This window comes from Pseudoxanthomonas sp. LjRoot143, from assembly GCF_964252945.1.
Classification (GTDB): domain Bacteria; phylum Pseudomonadota; class Gammaproteobacteria; order Xanthomonadales; family Xanthomonadaceae; genus Pseudoxanthomonas_A.
In genome coordinates, this window is sequence record NZ_CAXUPM020000001.1 from 3,179,565 (window position 1) to 3,192,824 (window position 13,260).

Genomic DNA, 13,260 nt, shown 5'->3' on the forward strand with positions numbered 1-13,260 from the left:
TGTGTCACTCATTCACCGCTCGCCGCTCGCGCCGCCCCTTGCGCCTCAGCCCTCAGAAGGCGTGCCAAGGCTTGCTTGATGGCCCCGGGAGGGGTGTTATATGCAAGGAACGAGATCGTGATGGCAGGCACATTCCGGACATGACAGGGCGATGGGACATCGGCGGAACGGAGGTCGGCAGTGGGGAGATGCCGGGCTCGCTCGACGTGACCGCGATACCTCCCCCAGATCCGGATGCCGTCACCCAGCTGCTGGGGGAGGTCGAGAAGGGCCAGGCCGGTGCCTGGAACCGCATCTACGCGCTGCTGTACCGCGACCTGCACCAGATCGCCCGGTCGCAGATCCGCCAGCAGCGGCGTGGCCACGTGCGCTCTCCCACGTCCTTGATCAGCGAAACCTGGCTGAAACTGGCCAGCGCCGACTTCAGTGTCGAGAACCGCGCCCACCTGGTGGCGCTGGTCGCGCGCGCCATGCGCTTCGTCCTGCTGGACGAGGTCCGCCGCACCTTGGCGGAGAAGCGTGGCGAAGGCATGGACCTGCTGCCGCTGGACGAGACCACCGAGCCGGGCCAGAGCTCACGGCTGGAGCAGTTGCTGATCCTCGACCAGGCCCTGAACGATCTGGCCAAGCTGGATGCGCGGCTGGCGCAGGTCGTGGAGATGCGCTATTTCGGCGGGCTCAGCGAACTGGAAATCGCGGGCGTCCTGAAAGTGACCGAGCGCACCGTGCGCCGCGACTGGCGGAAGGCGCGCGCCTTCCTGTTCAGCCATCTCGGCGAAGGCGAGCTGCCCGACCCCGTCTGAGGTACCGCGCTGCGGACGTACGTCCGGAAATGCCGTCCGGCAGCGAATCCTACAGACGTGCTTCATCATCCCCTTTCCGCCTCTTCCGCCCACCGCGTTGCGCCCTCGGCTGCGCTGGGCACCGCGTGGATCGTCGGAACGGCACAGGCATGAAGCAGGCCAAGGCCCTCGCGATGGGTCTGTTCAGCGCGTACTGTGAAATGGCCGACGACGATCAGGCCAATGCCCTGGCGGTGCTGAGGACCGTCGACCCCACGGTCCATGATGCCTTGGTCCAGTTGCTGGTCGCAGATGCGCTGGCCCATGCGCTCGACGTGCCGCCCTGGCTCTGCCTGAACGCGTCGACCAGTCCGCAGACGGATTAGCCGGCCGGCCGCACACCGGGGCGTGTACAGCGCGTCGCTGACAGGCCTTGCTGGCTGGACGCCTGCTGCCATTGATCCGGCTCGAAGATGCCGTCGGGATCTCCCGATGCCGTACCCGCCCCCTGATGCACCCGTCGGACGCTCCGCTGTGGCCTGCGTCGCACTTCGCATCACATTTGTCACGGCATCCGGTCACTCTCCCGCCCTCGGCGCGAGGCGCGGGTGTGGAATTGAGACAGCGTTGGCAGCCGCCCCACCGGGGGGGCTCGCTAGCATGGACCCCTCCCGTCGAAACCCGTCCTTACCGCACAAGGAGTGCAGATGACGATCCATGCCGCCGCCGCATTCGCCGGCACCTGGCACCTGCTCCCGGAGCAGTGCGATTACCAGCTCGGGCGTGCGCCGCGCGCCGGACACTACCGGCTGGCGTGCGCGGACGACGGCGCGTTGTCGATCGCATCGGAATGGCTGGGCAGGAACGGCAAGCGCCACCGCGCCGCCTTCGATGGCAGGGCCGATGGCACGCCCTACCCCTATCGCGGCACCCCACATGCGGATGCGCTCAGTTTCGAATCGGTATCCCCCACGCAACTCCACTCGACCACCTGGCACGACGGCCGGGAAGTGCAATGGTCGGAACGCGAACTGGTGGATGCCGACACGCTGGTCATCCGCATGCGCGGCCATCTGAGCGACGGCCGCAGCTACACCAACGTGGGCGTATTCCGGCGCCAGGACAGCTGAGGTCATCCGCCGGCCTGGCGGCCATCGAGCCCGCCGACACGGAAAGGGCGCCCCGAGGGCGCCCTTTCTGTTTTCGGACAACCGGACGAAGATCGTCCGCGGCAATCCGGCTTCAGCGCGTCTGCACGCAGTTCTGCAGCCACAGCACGCGCTTGAAGTCGTCGTAGCGCAGGAACTGGCCCTTGAACACCACGCGGTCGCCCTTGCGGAACGTCAGTACGTTGGCCAACTGGTTCGGCTTGAACAGGCACGCGACACCCACGCGCGGCTCGTTGTCGCCGGGCACCTGCAGCAGGCCCGTGCCCGGCTGCGGGATCTCGAACGAGACGTTGTAGTCCTCGCCGTCCTCCTGCACGTAGTCCACGCGCCCGCGCAGCGCATAGTGGCGGCCCTTGTGGCGCGCGGTGACGGCGACCGCATTGCCCTTGGCTTCACGTGCGATCTCGCGCGAGAACGCGTAGACGTCCTTCACCGTCACGTCGGCGTTGTTCTGCGTCTTCGCGCCCTGCGTGGCGGCAGCGCGACCTTCCTTGCCGCCCTTCAACTTGGCGAGGATTTCGCACATGTAGGGCCGCATCGCATCCTGCTTGGCCAGCTGGCCCTTCTCCGTCTTCACGGTCATCTGCACCACCGCCGCGCCGCCTTCCTGGCTGATGTTGATCAGTGTGGGGATCGCGCGCGTGGCACCGGTGGAGCGTTGCTCGACCAGCATCGCCCCGGTCTCGACGTCCTCGGTGATCACATCCATCTTCTCGCCGATCATGATGCCGCGCATCTGCGCCATCGCATCCTTGACCGACTGGTCCGGCACGGTGATGCGGCTGGAGAAATCGGCGCCCGAGAAGATGCTGCCGGACTTGCTGAAGTTGTCCTCGCACTCACCCGCGATCGCCGCGGGCGCCACGCTCGCCAGGGCGAACGCGATGGCAGCAAGTAGCTTGTTGGTCATGTGGTCCTCACATAGTGGAAGTAGCGGGCATCCCGGACACCACGCACATGCTTCCGACTGCGAAGGATCCGTCCCCACCGCATTCTGGCAAGGTCGGGCGACACATCACAAGCGCCCCGCGCTCTAGAATCGCGATCCTCCTTCAAACAGATGTCAAATCCACGACCATGCGACACGCGCCACGCCCGCACCGGCTTTCACTCCGCATCGCCGCTATCGCGGCCCTGCTGCCGTTCGCCGCCGGCGCATTCGCAGGCGATGTCGCGCCATCCCGTGCCTTGCCGGCGGACGTGCAGGCCGATGTCGAGGCGATCGCCGAACAGTTGACGCAGGTAAACGACACCGAAACCGCGCTCGCCTGCAGCAAGGCCGTCGACAATGCGCGCTACGGCGTGGAAAGGACGCTGGAAGTCGGCGAGAAGAACCTGCGCGACGGCTACTTGACCCCGTCCGCGTACGACGCGATGGCGCCCGCCCTGCGCTCGCTGCTCGGCGTACTGAGCGTGCAGGACTGCGAATCCGCCAGCGGACCGCGGCGCGACTTCTACCAGTGCATGTCCAGCGACTACAACCACGTGCTCGCCTGCGGCAAGGCGCATCCGTTCGAGCCCTGAGGTTGACCATGCGCACCGGCGCCGTCACCCTTCCTGCATGACAACGCACGCCCCCTCCTCCCTCGAACGCCTCCATCCAGCCCCCACGGAGGCCTGCTGATGTCGTGGCCCGAATTCAACGGTTGGCTGCAGGAGGGCGCCGCCGTCGTCATTCCGATCGCGCAGGCGCTCGCGATCCTGCTGGGTGCGTGGCTGCTGCTGCGGGTGCTGCGCATCGTCGTGCGCCGCATCTGCGACAGCTACCACCTGCCGGCGCAGGTGGCGGTCAGCGCGCGCCGGCTGCTTGGGGCGCTGGTCTACATGTCCGCGGCCATGCTGGCGCTGGGTCGACTGGGCGTTTCCGGCAGTGTGCTGTGGACGGCGCTGACGGGCTTCACCGCGGTGGCTGCCGTCGCGTTCTTCGCCGCCTGGAGCGTGCTGTCAAACATCTTCTGCAGCGTGCTGATCCTGACCACACGGCCGTTCCGCGTGCACGACCACATCGAGGTGCTGGAGAACGGCGACAAGCCGGGCTTGCGCGGCCGCGTGATCGACATCAACCTGCTCTACACCACGCTGCTGGAAGAGGACACCCTGCGCGGCGACACCGTACTGCAGATTCCCAACAGCCAGTTCTTCCAGCGCACCACGCGGCGCTGGCGCTCGGGCTCGCCACCGGCGGCGTCCGCGCCGGAGTGAGCGCGGCCGCCCGTCGCCGACGGGTCAGGCGGCGGCCAGGACGCGGGACGCCGAGGCAGGCCGTGCATCCAGGACAAACACATCCACCGCCTGGATCAACTGCTGCGCCTGCTCTTCCATCGACCGGGCGGCGGCGGTGGCTTCTTCCACCAGGGCGGCATTCTGCTGGGTGGTCTCGTCCATCTGCACGATGGCCTGGTTGACCTGTTCGATGCCGGCGCTCTGCTCCTGCGAGGCAGCGAAGATCTCGGCCATGATGTCGGTCACCCGCTGCACCGAGGCCACGATCTCGGCCATCGTCGCGCCGGCCTGGTCGACCAGGACCGAGCCGTCGGCCACCTTGCCCACCGAGGTCTCGATCAGACTCTTGATCTCTCTGGCCGCATTGGCCGAACGCTGGGCGAGCGTACGCACCTCGCTGGCCACCACCGCGAAGCCACGACCCTGTTCGCCGGCGCGTGCCGCTTCCACCGCGGCGTTGAGCGCCAGGATATTGGTCTGGAACGCGATGCCGTCGATGACCGAGATGATCTCGGCGATCCTCTTTGAGGATTGTTCGATGTCGGCCATTGTGGTGACCACGCGTGACACGGTTGCCCCACCTTCCGACGCGATGGCCGCAGCACCGATCGCCAGCTGGTTCGCCTGACGGGCGGAATCCGCGTTCTGGCGCACGGTGGAGGTCAGCTCCTCCATCGACGCCGCGGTTTCCTCCAGATTGGCCGCCTGCTGTTCGGTGCGGCGCGACAGGTCGGTGTTGCCGGCCGCGATTTCGCCTGCCGCCGCATCGATCGATGCTGAAGCACCCTGGATGTGCCGCACGATGTCGCGCAGCTGCACGACCGTGGCGTTGGCGTCGTCGCGCATGCGCGCGAACACACCGTGGAAGTCGCCCTCCATGCGTGCGGTCAGGTCACCGCGGGCGATCGCCTGCAGCAGCAGGGACACCTCGGCCAGGTTGGCGTCGGTGGTCTCCATCAGGCGATTCAGGCCGGCGACCATGTCGCGGAAATCGTGCTGGTACTTGCGCACATCGCCGCGCAGCGAGAAGTCGCCCGTCGCGGCCGACTGCGCCAGCCGCTTGATCTCGCCGTTGATGGCCGACAGGTTGGCCTTGGTGGCATCCATCGCATCGGTCAGCACCGCCTTCTCGCCGGGCAGGCGGTCCATGTCGACGGAAAGATCACCGATGGCATAGCGCTGCATGATCTCTACCAGGCGCATCTTCACCGCGATGTGCGAGGCGACGAGCGTGTTGGCGCCGCGGACCATGCGGCCGTACTCGCCAGGGAAGGCGCCATCGTCCATGCGGAAGCTGAGCTGGCCGGCATCGTGGCGCTCGGCCATTTCGCCCTGTGCTGCGATGACGCCTTTCAGTGTCGACGTCATCGCCAGCATGGCCGTGCCCAGCTGGCCGATCTCGTCGCCGCTGCGCACGTGGATGCGGGCACCCAGGCTGCCGGAGGCCACCGCGCGCGCGGCATTCGCCGCATCGATCACCGGGCGGATGACCGAGCGCCGGATCCACCAGCCCAGCGTCGCGATCAACGCGATCGCGGCCAGCACCGACAGCACCGCGCACAGCACCAGCGTGCGTCGCGCCTCCTGCGAGCGCGCCACCACCGCGGCATCGGCCAGCGTCTTGGTGCGCACGATCAGCGCTTCCAGTGTCTGGCCCAGTTCGCGGTCCATGCCCTTCACCAGGGCGTCGCCTTGTTGCGTGTCGTAGCCGGCGGCGGCGAACTGCTCAAGCGCCGCGCGATAGTTGCGCTCCAGCGTCGCATGCTGCGCCAGGAAATCCCTGGCCAACCGCTGCGCATCGGGATCGACCAGCGAGGCCGACAGCATGCCGGCAAGCGTCGCGACCTCGCGGCCCTTCTCGTCGAATGCCTTGGTGTACCTGATGCGCTGCTCATCGTCGTGGCCGCGGATCAGGATGTTCTTCCATTCCTGCACCTGTAGGCGGAAGTCGCGACTCAGTCGCTCGCCGTCGGTGGCCTGCGCCACCTGTGGCGGGACATCGGTGGACAAGCTGAGCCACGCCGATCCCAGGCCCGCGAGCGCACACAACAGGATGACCACGAGGCCGAAGGTCAGAGAGCCCAGCAGCTTGGCCTGCAGGCTGTAGGAACGGGGGACGGAGGACGACATGCGGCACGACGCGAAGAGGAAGGGACGCACTTCTTAACGGCGTCGAACGCACGGAGTTAAGCCACACTGACGCCCGCGAGGCGATGTTTTTTATTGCAGTTTCGTGACACGCCTGCGCAGCAATCGCGTACTACCCGGAAATCCCGGCCCGACTCAACGCGTTACCCCATGACACGCGGATGACAGCGCTCAGGAGGCAGTGTCGCAGGCAACGTTGGCCGGCGTGCTCGCACCGCGCAAGGTGCGCTGTGCCCACACATAGATCAGCAGGCCTGCGACCGCCATCGCCGCACCGACGTAACCCGTCGATGTCCAGCCGTAACCGGCCGTGATCGCCATGCCGCCCAGCCAAGGTCCCAGTGCGTTGGCGGTGTTGAAGGCGGCGTGGTGGGAGGCGGCAGCGAGCGTCTGCGCATCGCCGGCCACGTCCATCAGGTGGGATTGCAGAATCGGACCCAGCGCGCCCATCAAGCCAATGGTTACCGTGGCCAACAGGATGGTCGGCAATCCCTTCGCCAACAGCGGGAACATCAGCAGCGCCACCATCGCCCACGCCAGCACCATCCACGCGCCGCGCAACTGGAAACGGTCCGACAGCCAGCCGCCAACGAAATTGCCGATCACACCGCCCACGCCGAACCCGGCCAAGCCCAGCGGAATCCATGCCGGCGACACGCGCGTCACCTCCAGCATCGTCGGTGCCAGGTAACTGAAGACCGAGAACATGCCGGCGAAGCCGATCGCACCGATCGCCAGCGCCTGCCACACCGGCAGGCGGTTGAAGGCGCGCAGTTCGTCCAGGGGATGCGCCTTCGCGCCGTCGATACCGGCCGGCAGCCAGACCGCCAGCAGCAGCGCCGTGCTCAGCGCGACCAGCGCCACCGCGGCGAACACCCAGCGCCAGTCGATGATCTGGCCCAGCCAGGTCGCCAGCGGATTGCCGATCAGGATGGCCAGGGTCAGGCCCAGCATCACCAGGCTGATCGCGCGGCCACGTTTGTTGGGCGGACTGATCGCCACGGCGGTCAGCGCGGCGACGCCGAAGTACGCGCCATGCGGCAGGCCTGCGATGAATCGGAAGACAAGGAGGCTTTCGTAGGTCGGGCCCAGTGCGCTGGCGAGGTTGCCCAGGGCATAGAAGCCCATCAGTGCGAGCAGCAGGGTCTTGCGCTTCCAGCCCGCGCCGAGGATCGCCAGCAACGGCGCGCCGACCACCACGCCCAGTGCATAGGCGCTGATCAGATGCCCGACCTGCGGCTCTGTCACACCCAGTGAGGCCACCATGTTGGGCATCAGGCCCATACTGGCGAACTCGCTGGTGCCGATGGCGAAGCCACCGAGGGTCAGCGCGAACAGGATCAGGCCGACCTGGCGCGCGGTCAGTGCATCGGCAACGGAAGGCAGGGGAACGGGGGGAGGTGCGACATCCATCCCGCCATTATGCTGCGCCGCAACACCCGTGGTCGACCTTGTGGGTGGAACGCTGCGGGCGATGGGTCAGGGGCCAGCCACCCGGAACGGCAGGTTGGCGTAGGCCGCATGACCCTGGCCGTCATGGGCTTCGACGAACAGCCGGTAGGCGCCCGGCGCCTCCGGCGCCGTGAACGTCATGCCGCCCTTCCCGTCCTGCTGCAGGACCAGCCCGACCTCCGCAGGCACGTCCTCGCGGTCGCCGCCGATGCTGGTGGCCGTACTCTCGTGCAGCACGGTCCACGTGTAGGTCACGGCGTCACCGTCGGGATCCCGCGCGTCGGCCCGTGCGGCATACGACTTCCCCGGTGTCAGCACGATGCTGTCGATCGCGACACGGCCGTCCAGCCGCAACGGCTGGATCGACGGCGCACGGTTCGCAGGCCACGCGCCGGTCCAGACGTACTGCATCGCGTCCACCGCCGGCGTGCTTTCGCCGCTGGGCAGGAACAGGCCGTACCACGTCGGCGTGCGTTCCTGCTTGTTGCCCCACAGGAACACGTACGAGCCCAATCCCTGCTTGGTGTCCGACGCGATCACCTGTTCGTAGCGCTGCTGCAACAGGGCTGCCTTGCGCGACGCATCGTCCTCGATCGGCGCCTTCCACGTGGTCAACGGACTTTCCCAATGGCCGGTTGGGCCCCACTCGGTGACGACGTAGGGGCCGGTCCATCCACTGCTTTCCAGCTTCTCCGGCAATGCACCGATGTCGCCGTACAGCTGGATGCCGATCAGGTCCAGCGATGGTGCACGCGCCTTCAGCAGGTCGATGAGCTTCTTGTCGAAGCCGGCCAACGTGGTCATCACGGGGTGGTTGGGATCTTCCTTGTGGATCGCGTCGGCGATGCTGCCCACCGCATCCCAGACTTTCGGATTGCTGTAATGCAGGTTCAGTTCGTTACCCACCACCCACATCAGCACGGCGGGATGGTCCTTGTAGAGCGCGACTTCGCGACGGATGCGCTCGCGCTGCTTCTTCACCGCGGTGGCGTCGTCGTAGTCGAAACCGTGGCGTTCGTTGCCCACCTCGAGGCCCATTGCCACTTTCAGGCCGTTGCGTTGCGCGCGGTCCAGCATCGCGCGCACCTTGGCCTCGTCCATGCCGGTGCTCCACGTGCGGAAGGAATTGCCACCTCGCGCGGCCAAGGCGTCCTGCCCTTCTCCGCCCATGCCAGCACCCTTCACACGGAACGGCGCACCGTCCACCAGCAGTACGTACGCCCCCTCCTGCTGGACGATGCGGACCTGCGACGGCGCCGCGAGCACCAGAGGCGATACAGCCAACAGGAAGATCGACACGAACAGGCGCTGCAGCATGCGGGCACTCTCCGACCACCAGGGACGGCGCATCATGCCATGCACGCCGTCATCGCCCCCACCAGCGCTAGAATGCGCGCATGAACACCATCCTCATCCCCGTCTCCATCGGCGAACTGGCCGACAAGCTGACCATCCTCGAGATCAAGGCCGAACGCATCGAAGACGCCGGCAAGCGCCAGCACGTGCAGGTCGAACTGGAGGGCCTGCGCGCGCTGTGGATGCCGCTGGAAGGCGCGCAGGACGAACTCGCCCCGCTGAAGCGCGACCTGCGCGCGATCAACGAGCGCATGTGGGACGTGCAGGACGCACTGCGCGCCAAGGAAGCCGCGCAGGCCTTCGACGAGGAATTCGTCACGCTGGCGCGCGCGGTCGCACAGCGCAACGGCGAGCGCATCGCGGTGAAGAACACGATCAACCGCCTAGCCGGTTCCCGTTTCATCGAAGAGAAGCAGTACCAGGCGTAAACCGCGGCGCGCTACGCCACGCCGTGGCGCTCGCGGATCACCTGCAGGCGCTCGCGGTAGTACAGCGCGTCTGCCGCGACCTTCGGCGGGTTCTCCGCCAGCCAGTCCACGGCCTGCCGCATCAGCGCCGCCTTGTCGGCGTCGGGCGCTTCCAGGGCGGTATCCACACGATCCAGTTGCAGGATGACGTCTTCTCGGGTCGGGGTCGTCATGCGTATCTCCTGTGCGATGCCAGGAGTCTGGGCCGGCCCGTGTGTTTGCCGCGTCATCGTCGTGGTACATGTGTCCGGGCGCTCCTCTCCCGCCTTAGCGGCGCCCGCTGCTGCGTCCTATCGGCGTGCGTCTTGCCTATGTCACCTCACATGACACTACCCGTCGATAGGATCGTCCCCAGAGGTGCGCGCGTCGCGTTCTCCAGCTCGGCGCCGGCGAAGGCTTCATCCGCAGCATCCTCGACCAGGGGAGCACCGTCGGCGAGGCCTTCCTAGCCTTCGCGCGCGAGCAGGCGCACCTGCCCGCGATCGAGGCCGATTATCTCGCCCGCATCTGTGCCGCCGCCGGCGCGGACCGGTCCACCGGGGACGATGCCGTACCGTTTGCCCCGGGTGCCGCCACCACGTTCGTCGTGAACGGCATCGCCGAGTCACTGACACACCGTGAGATCGGCGTGCTGCGCCTGCTCGCCGATGGCGCGTCCAACACGCAGATCGGCGCATCACTGTTCATCTCGGTCAACACCGTGCGCTGGCATGTGGCCAACATCCTCAGCAAGCTGCACGTCGAGAACCGCACGCAGGCCGCCGCGTCCGCGCACCTGCTCCATCTCGTCGACTAGCGGCGGCCGGATCCGCCACCATCGCTTCGCCCCGCGTCGTCCCCCGGGGCTTCCGCCTCCTGCCGCACCCGACATGCGGTGACGCGGCGACGGTATGCGGGCATGCATGCCATCACTGGCATGCGATCGGATGCACCGATGCCTCCAGGCGCCGCTGTTCGGCGGCGCTGAGCTCGGGAAGGAAGTCGAAGCCGGTCGCGTCCTCGATGGCATCGATGCTGGCGGCGAAATCGTCGAGCTGGGAATTCTCCGGCAGTACCTCGTTCGGCATCACCGCAGCCCATGCGCGCAGTTCGTCGCCCGGCGTGCGGTAGACCAGGATCTTCCACGTGTGCGTCGGGATCACCACGCCATCGCCGATGGTGTCGACGGTGACGACCTCGACATCGCGTTCGGTGTAGACCATCGGCCCGCTGATCACCCACTTGGCGCCGCGCACCGGCCCGGTGGTGCGCGCGCAGGCTTCCAGCCGCGCCCACTGCCCGCGGTTCATCGACCGGTGCTGCGGCACGGCGTTGGAGAGGTAGAACGTGTCGACGATGCGCGACTCGCTGCTTGAATGCGCCTCGGCCGGCGCCATGTGGCCGATGTCGATCGGGAACGGGCCGGCGCGCGTGCGATGTTCCGACGAACCGCGGTAATCACCCGGCACCGCACGCGCCAGGCGCAGCTGCGGATCGGTCTTGAAGGACCGCGAACCACGCTCGACGTTGTTGCGGAGCGACGCCGTCGTATAGGTCTCGCATACCCAGTAGGGCGTCTTCAGGTCGGCGCTGTGCAACAGGGCGTAGCCCGCGCGCACGACGCGCTCGGTATCGCCGAAGTCCAGCCCGCGCCGCGGCACCGGTTCACCGAACGGGCACTGCGTCGTCGCTGCGATGGCCATCGCCGTTGCCATCCGCGCTCCCGCCGGCGGGGGAGGCGGCGCGACGTCGCCCGCCATCACAGGGGCGTCCATGGCGTCGCCGGTCATGGCCGACGCTGCGGTCTCGTCGCTGAAGTGCGGACGGGCGGCCGCATCGTGCGGTACACGGCTCGGGATCTGCTTCACCTCCCTGCCTGCGTCCGGCCCGGCACTCACCGGTCCGCGCGTACTGCAACCGGCCACGACCAGGCCCAGCGCGAGCAACAGGCCTGCGCGGCACCAGGGATGGAACATCGGTCGCGGGATCATCGGGAACCTTCGGTCTGCACGGAGCGGACGGCATCGCACCGGTCGCGATACCTACCCTCTGACACGCATCCTTCCGTGCGCGTCGGCCATGCCCGCGCCTCAGCGCTTGCTGGCCAGTTCCTCCAGCAGTTCGCAGACCAGCCGCCGGCTGGTCCGGGTCAGGCGTCGCAGGCTGTCCAGGCAATGCGCCTCGAATTCATCCATCGCGAAGGCCCTGGACACGGCGGGCGTCTCCAGATCGTGCGCGGGACGGGTACCGCGTCCGGTCGCCAGCCATTCGAAAGCGACCTTGGTGGCCACCGCAATACTGGCGAGATTGGCGACACTCGGCGTGGTGGCACCTTCGGCGCGTTCCCACTGGGCCACCGCGCTGCGGTTCACACCCGTATGCCGCGCAAGCTGCGCCTGCGTCAGCGAGGCACCCAGGCGTGCGCGACGGATCCTGATGGCCATCGTAGCCCACATGACGATCCACTCCACGATGAAAGGCCAATACCCTCGCCCCCCTTCGGTGACAGCCGCGTGGGTGCCGTGCACATGGGTTATCCACGGCGAAAAATCCACCGATGTGTCGACCAGCGGTCTTCACCACGCTGAGTCATACCGCACTGCAAGCGTCACCATGCAATCGTTGCTTGCCGTGTTCGCAGCCGGCGATGTCGCGTGTCAGGACGAACGGAACTGTCCGCGCTCGATGCCGTCGCGCCAGCGCTCCGGTTGCGGTTGCCAGGAGCCTTCGCCTAGCACGGCCTCCACCAGGTGCGCGATGGGAAAGCCGAGGTGGTGCTCGGCGGCCAACCCGCCGTCCTGCAGGTGCGCGTCGGCGACGAACGCACGGAAGGCGGCCTCGTCGCGCGCCGCCAGCGCGGTGATCTTCTTCGCCAGGTCGTACGACAGGCGGTTGCCGTCGTCGGTGGCGAGGAACGACCTGCCCGACCAGAACGCCTGGATGCTCTCGGCGTTCCAGTAGGCGGCATGCTGCGCCGCGACCTCGTGCGGGAAGTAGAGCTGCGCCTGCGGTGAGGCCAGCTGCGGGAACATCGTGTGTTCGGTGTTCACCGCCAGCCCTTCGTTGAGCCACGCCGGGATGGGCAGGTGGGTCAGCAGGCAATGGGTCAGTTCGTGTGCGATCACCGGTTCCATCGCATCGATCTGCTCCAGCGGCATCACGAAATGCCCGTACCCCGCCTGGATGAACATGCCGGACGACATCGCGTACTCGCCGCCGTCGGGATAGTAATGGCCGACATAGTCGTAGTAGTCGTCGGGATCGTCGAACACCATCACCACGTGCCGCCCCCAGCCGCCCTGGTCGGCCAGCGGCCCGAGATTGCGCACGATGCGCGCGCGCATGCGCTGGCAGGTCGCCAGGAAGACCTGCGCCGGACGCGCCTCCAGCGTGGACAGCAACAGGAAGTCCTGCGATCCGGCGATGCGGTAGTGCCCGCCCAGTGCGTCACGCAGGGCCTCCAGCCACGCCTGCGCGGCCGAGTCCCAGAACGCGTGCGCCGCCTCGCCGGTCCGGTCGCCGGCCTGTGCGTCCAGGCGTTCCCAGTCGACGATCGGCAACCGCGTATCGGCGAACCAGGCCATATCCACCGCCACGCGCGGACGTTCGGTCGCGGGCGCGGCCTGCGGACGGGAGAACAGGCGGGTCAGGTGCTTGAGCATGGCGTCCCTGCGCGTGCAGCGC

The 13,260-nt window shown here is 67.5% G+C and carries 15 protein-coding genes; 7 read left to right on the top strand and 8 right to left on the bottom strand.

Annotated features, from left to right (window positions below; translation table 11 throughout):
* Window positions 1-140 precede the first annotated feature (140 nt).
* From ACSQ1W_RS15490 to ACSQ1W_RS15500, 3 genes are all read left to right on the top strand, one after another.
* Window positions 141-803 carry an ECF-type sigma factor gene (locus tag ACSQ1W_RS15490; RefSeq protein ID WP_436044541.1) on the top strand — a complete coding sequence of 221 codons (663 nt, stop codon included), beginning with the start codon at window positions 141-143 and terminating at the stop codon, window positions 801-803.
* Window positions 804-952: 149 nt separating this feature from the next.
* Window positions 953-1,168: a hypothetical protein gene (locus ACSQ1W_RS15495; RefSeq protein ID WP_192273286.1), complete on the top strand. Its 216-nt coding sequence runs from the start codon at window positions 953-955 to the stop codon at window positions 1,166-1,168.
* 321 nt (window positions 1,169-1,489) lie between these two features.
* A complete protein-coding gene (locus tag ACSQ1W_RS15500; protein WP_192273289.1) occupies window positions 1,490-1,912 on the top strand; it encodes a hypothetical protein in 423 nt (140 codons plus the stop codon).
* Between the two features lie 112 nt (window positions 1,913-2,024).
* Here the strand turns inward: ACSQ1W_RS15500 and ACSQ1W_RS15505 are convergent, their stop codons facing one another.
* Window positions 2,025-2,861, bottom strand: a complete 837-nt coding sequence (locus tag ACSQ1W_RS15505; RefSeq protein ID WP_436044542.1) for a hypothetical protein — start codon at window positions 2,859-2,861, stop codon at window positions 2,025-2,027.
* A gap of 167 nt (window positions 2,862-3,028) precedes the next feature.
* Between ACSQ1W_RS15505 and ACSQ1W_RS15510 the strand changes: the two genes are divergently transcribed.
* Both ACSQ1W_RS15510 and ACSQ1W_RS15515 read left to right on the top strand, forming a co-directional pair.
* Entirely contained in the window at window positions 3,029-3,475 is a 447-nt protein-coding gene (locus ACSQ1W_RS15510; protein ID WP_436044543.1) for a hypothetical protein, read from the top strand.
* A gap of 99 nt (window positions 3,476-3,574) precedes the next feature.
* Entirely contained in the window at window positions 3,575-4,153 is a 579-nt protein-coding gene (locus ACSQ1W_RS15515) for a mechanosensitive ion channel family protein (protein WP_192273295.1), read from the top strand.
* A 24-nt stretch (window positions 4,154-4,177) separates the two neighbouring features.
* On the opposite strand, the gene ACSQ1W_RS15520 is transcribed toward ACSQ1W_RS15515, so the two are convergent.
* The 3 genes from ACSQ1W_RS15520 to ACSQ1W_RS15530 form a co-directional block, all read right to left on the bottom strand.
* The gene (locus tag ACSQ1W_RS15520; protein WP_436044544.1) at window positions 4,178-6,304 is read right to left on the bottom strand and encodes a methyl-accepting chemotaxis protein; all 2,127 of its coding nucleotides are present in this window, start codon (window positions 6,302-6,304) and stop codon (window positions 4,178-4,180) included.
* 189 nt (window positions 6,305-6,493) lie between these two features.
* Window positions 6,494-7,735, bottom strand: coding sequence for an MFS transporter (locus ACSQ1W_RS15525; protein WP_436044545.1), 1,242 nt, complete (start codon window positions 7,733-7,735; stop codon window positions 6,494-6,496).
* A gap of 66 nt (window positions 7,736-7,801) precedes the next feature.
* Entirely contained in the window at window positions 7,802-9,124 is a 1,323-nt protein-coding gene (locus ACSQ1W_RS15530; protein ID WP_436046211.1) for a glycoside hydrolase family 2 TIM barrel-domain containing protein, read from the bottom strand.
* Between the two features lie 47 nt (window positions 9,125-9,171).
* Here ACSQ1W_RS15530 and ACSQ1W_RS15535 point away from each other — a divergent pair, with 47 nt between their 5' ends.
* Window positions 9,172-9,558 (top strand): DUF6165 family protein, encoded by a 387-nt coding sequence (locus tag ACSQ1W_RS15535; protein ID WP_192273307.1) that lies wholly within the window; start codon window positions 9,172-9,174, stop codon window positions 9,556-9,558.
* Between the two features lie 11 nt (window positions 9,559-9,569).
* On the opposite strand, the gene ACSQ1W_RS15540 is transcribed toward ACSQ1W_RS15535, so the two are convergent.
* Window positions 9,570-9,770, bottom strand: coding sequence for a hypothetical protein (locus ACSQ1W_RS15540; RefSeq protein ID WP_192273308.1), 201 nt, complete (start codon window positions 9,768-9,770; stop codon window positions 9,570-9,572).
* 413 nt (window positions 9,771-10,183) lie between these two features.
* On the opposite strand from ACSQ1W_RS15540, the gene ACSQ1W_RS15545 reads away from it, so the two are divergent.
* The gene (locus tag ACSQ1W_RS15545; protein WP_436044546.1) at window positions 10,184-10,393 is read left to right on the top strand and encodes a helix-turn-helix domain-containing protein; all 210 of its coding nucleotides are present in this window, start codon (window positions 10,184-10,186) and stop codon (window positions 10,391-10,393) included.
* A 112-nt stretch (window positions 10,394-10,505) separates the two neighbouring features.
* Here ACSQ1W_RS15545 and ACSQ1W_RS15550 read toward each other — a convergent pair whose 3' ends face one another.
* The 3 genes from ACSQ1W_RS15550 to ACSQ1W_RS15560 all read right to left on the bottom strand — a co-directional run bounded on the left by ACSQ1W_RS15550 (window position 10,506) and on the right by ACSQ1W_RS15560 (window position 13,238).
* Window positions 10,506-11,552 (bottom strand): DNA/RNA non-specific endonuclease, encoded by a 1,047-nt coding sequence (locus ACSQ1W_RS15550; protein WP_436044547.1) that lies wholly within the window; start codon window positions 11,550-11,552, stop codon window positions 10,506-10,508.
* Window positions 11,553-11,666: 114 nt separating this feature from the next.
* Complete coding sequence (locus ACSQ1W_RS15555; protein ID WP_436044548.1) at window positions 11,667-12,020, bottom strand: helix-turn-helix domain-containing protein; 354 nt, start codon at window positions 12,018-12,020, stop codon at window positions 11,667-11,669.
* 213 nt (window positions 12,021-12,233) lie between these two features.
* Window positions 12,234-13,238 (bottom strand): hypothetical protein, encoded by a 1,005-nt coding sequence (locus ACSQ1W_RS15560; protein ID WP_436044549.1) that lies wholly within the window; start codon window positions 13,236-13,238, stop codon window positions 12,234-12,236.
* Between the last annotated feature and the right edge of the window lie 22 nt (window positions 13,239-13,260).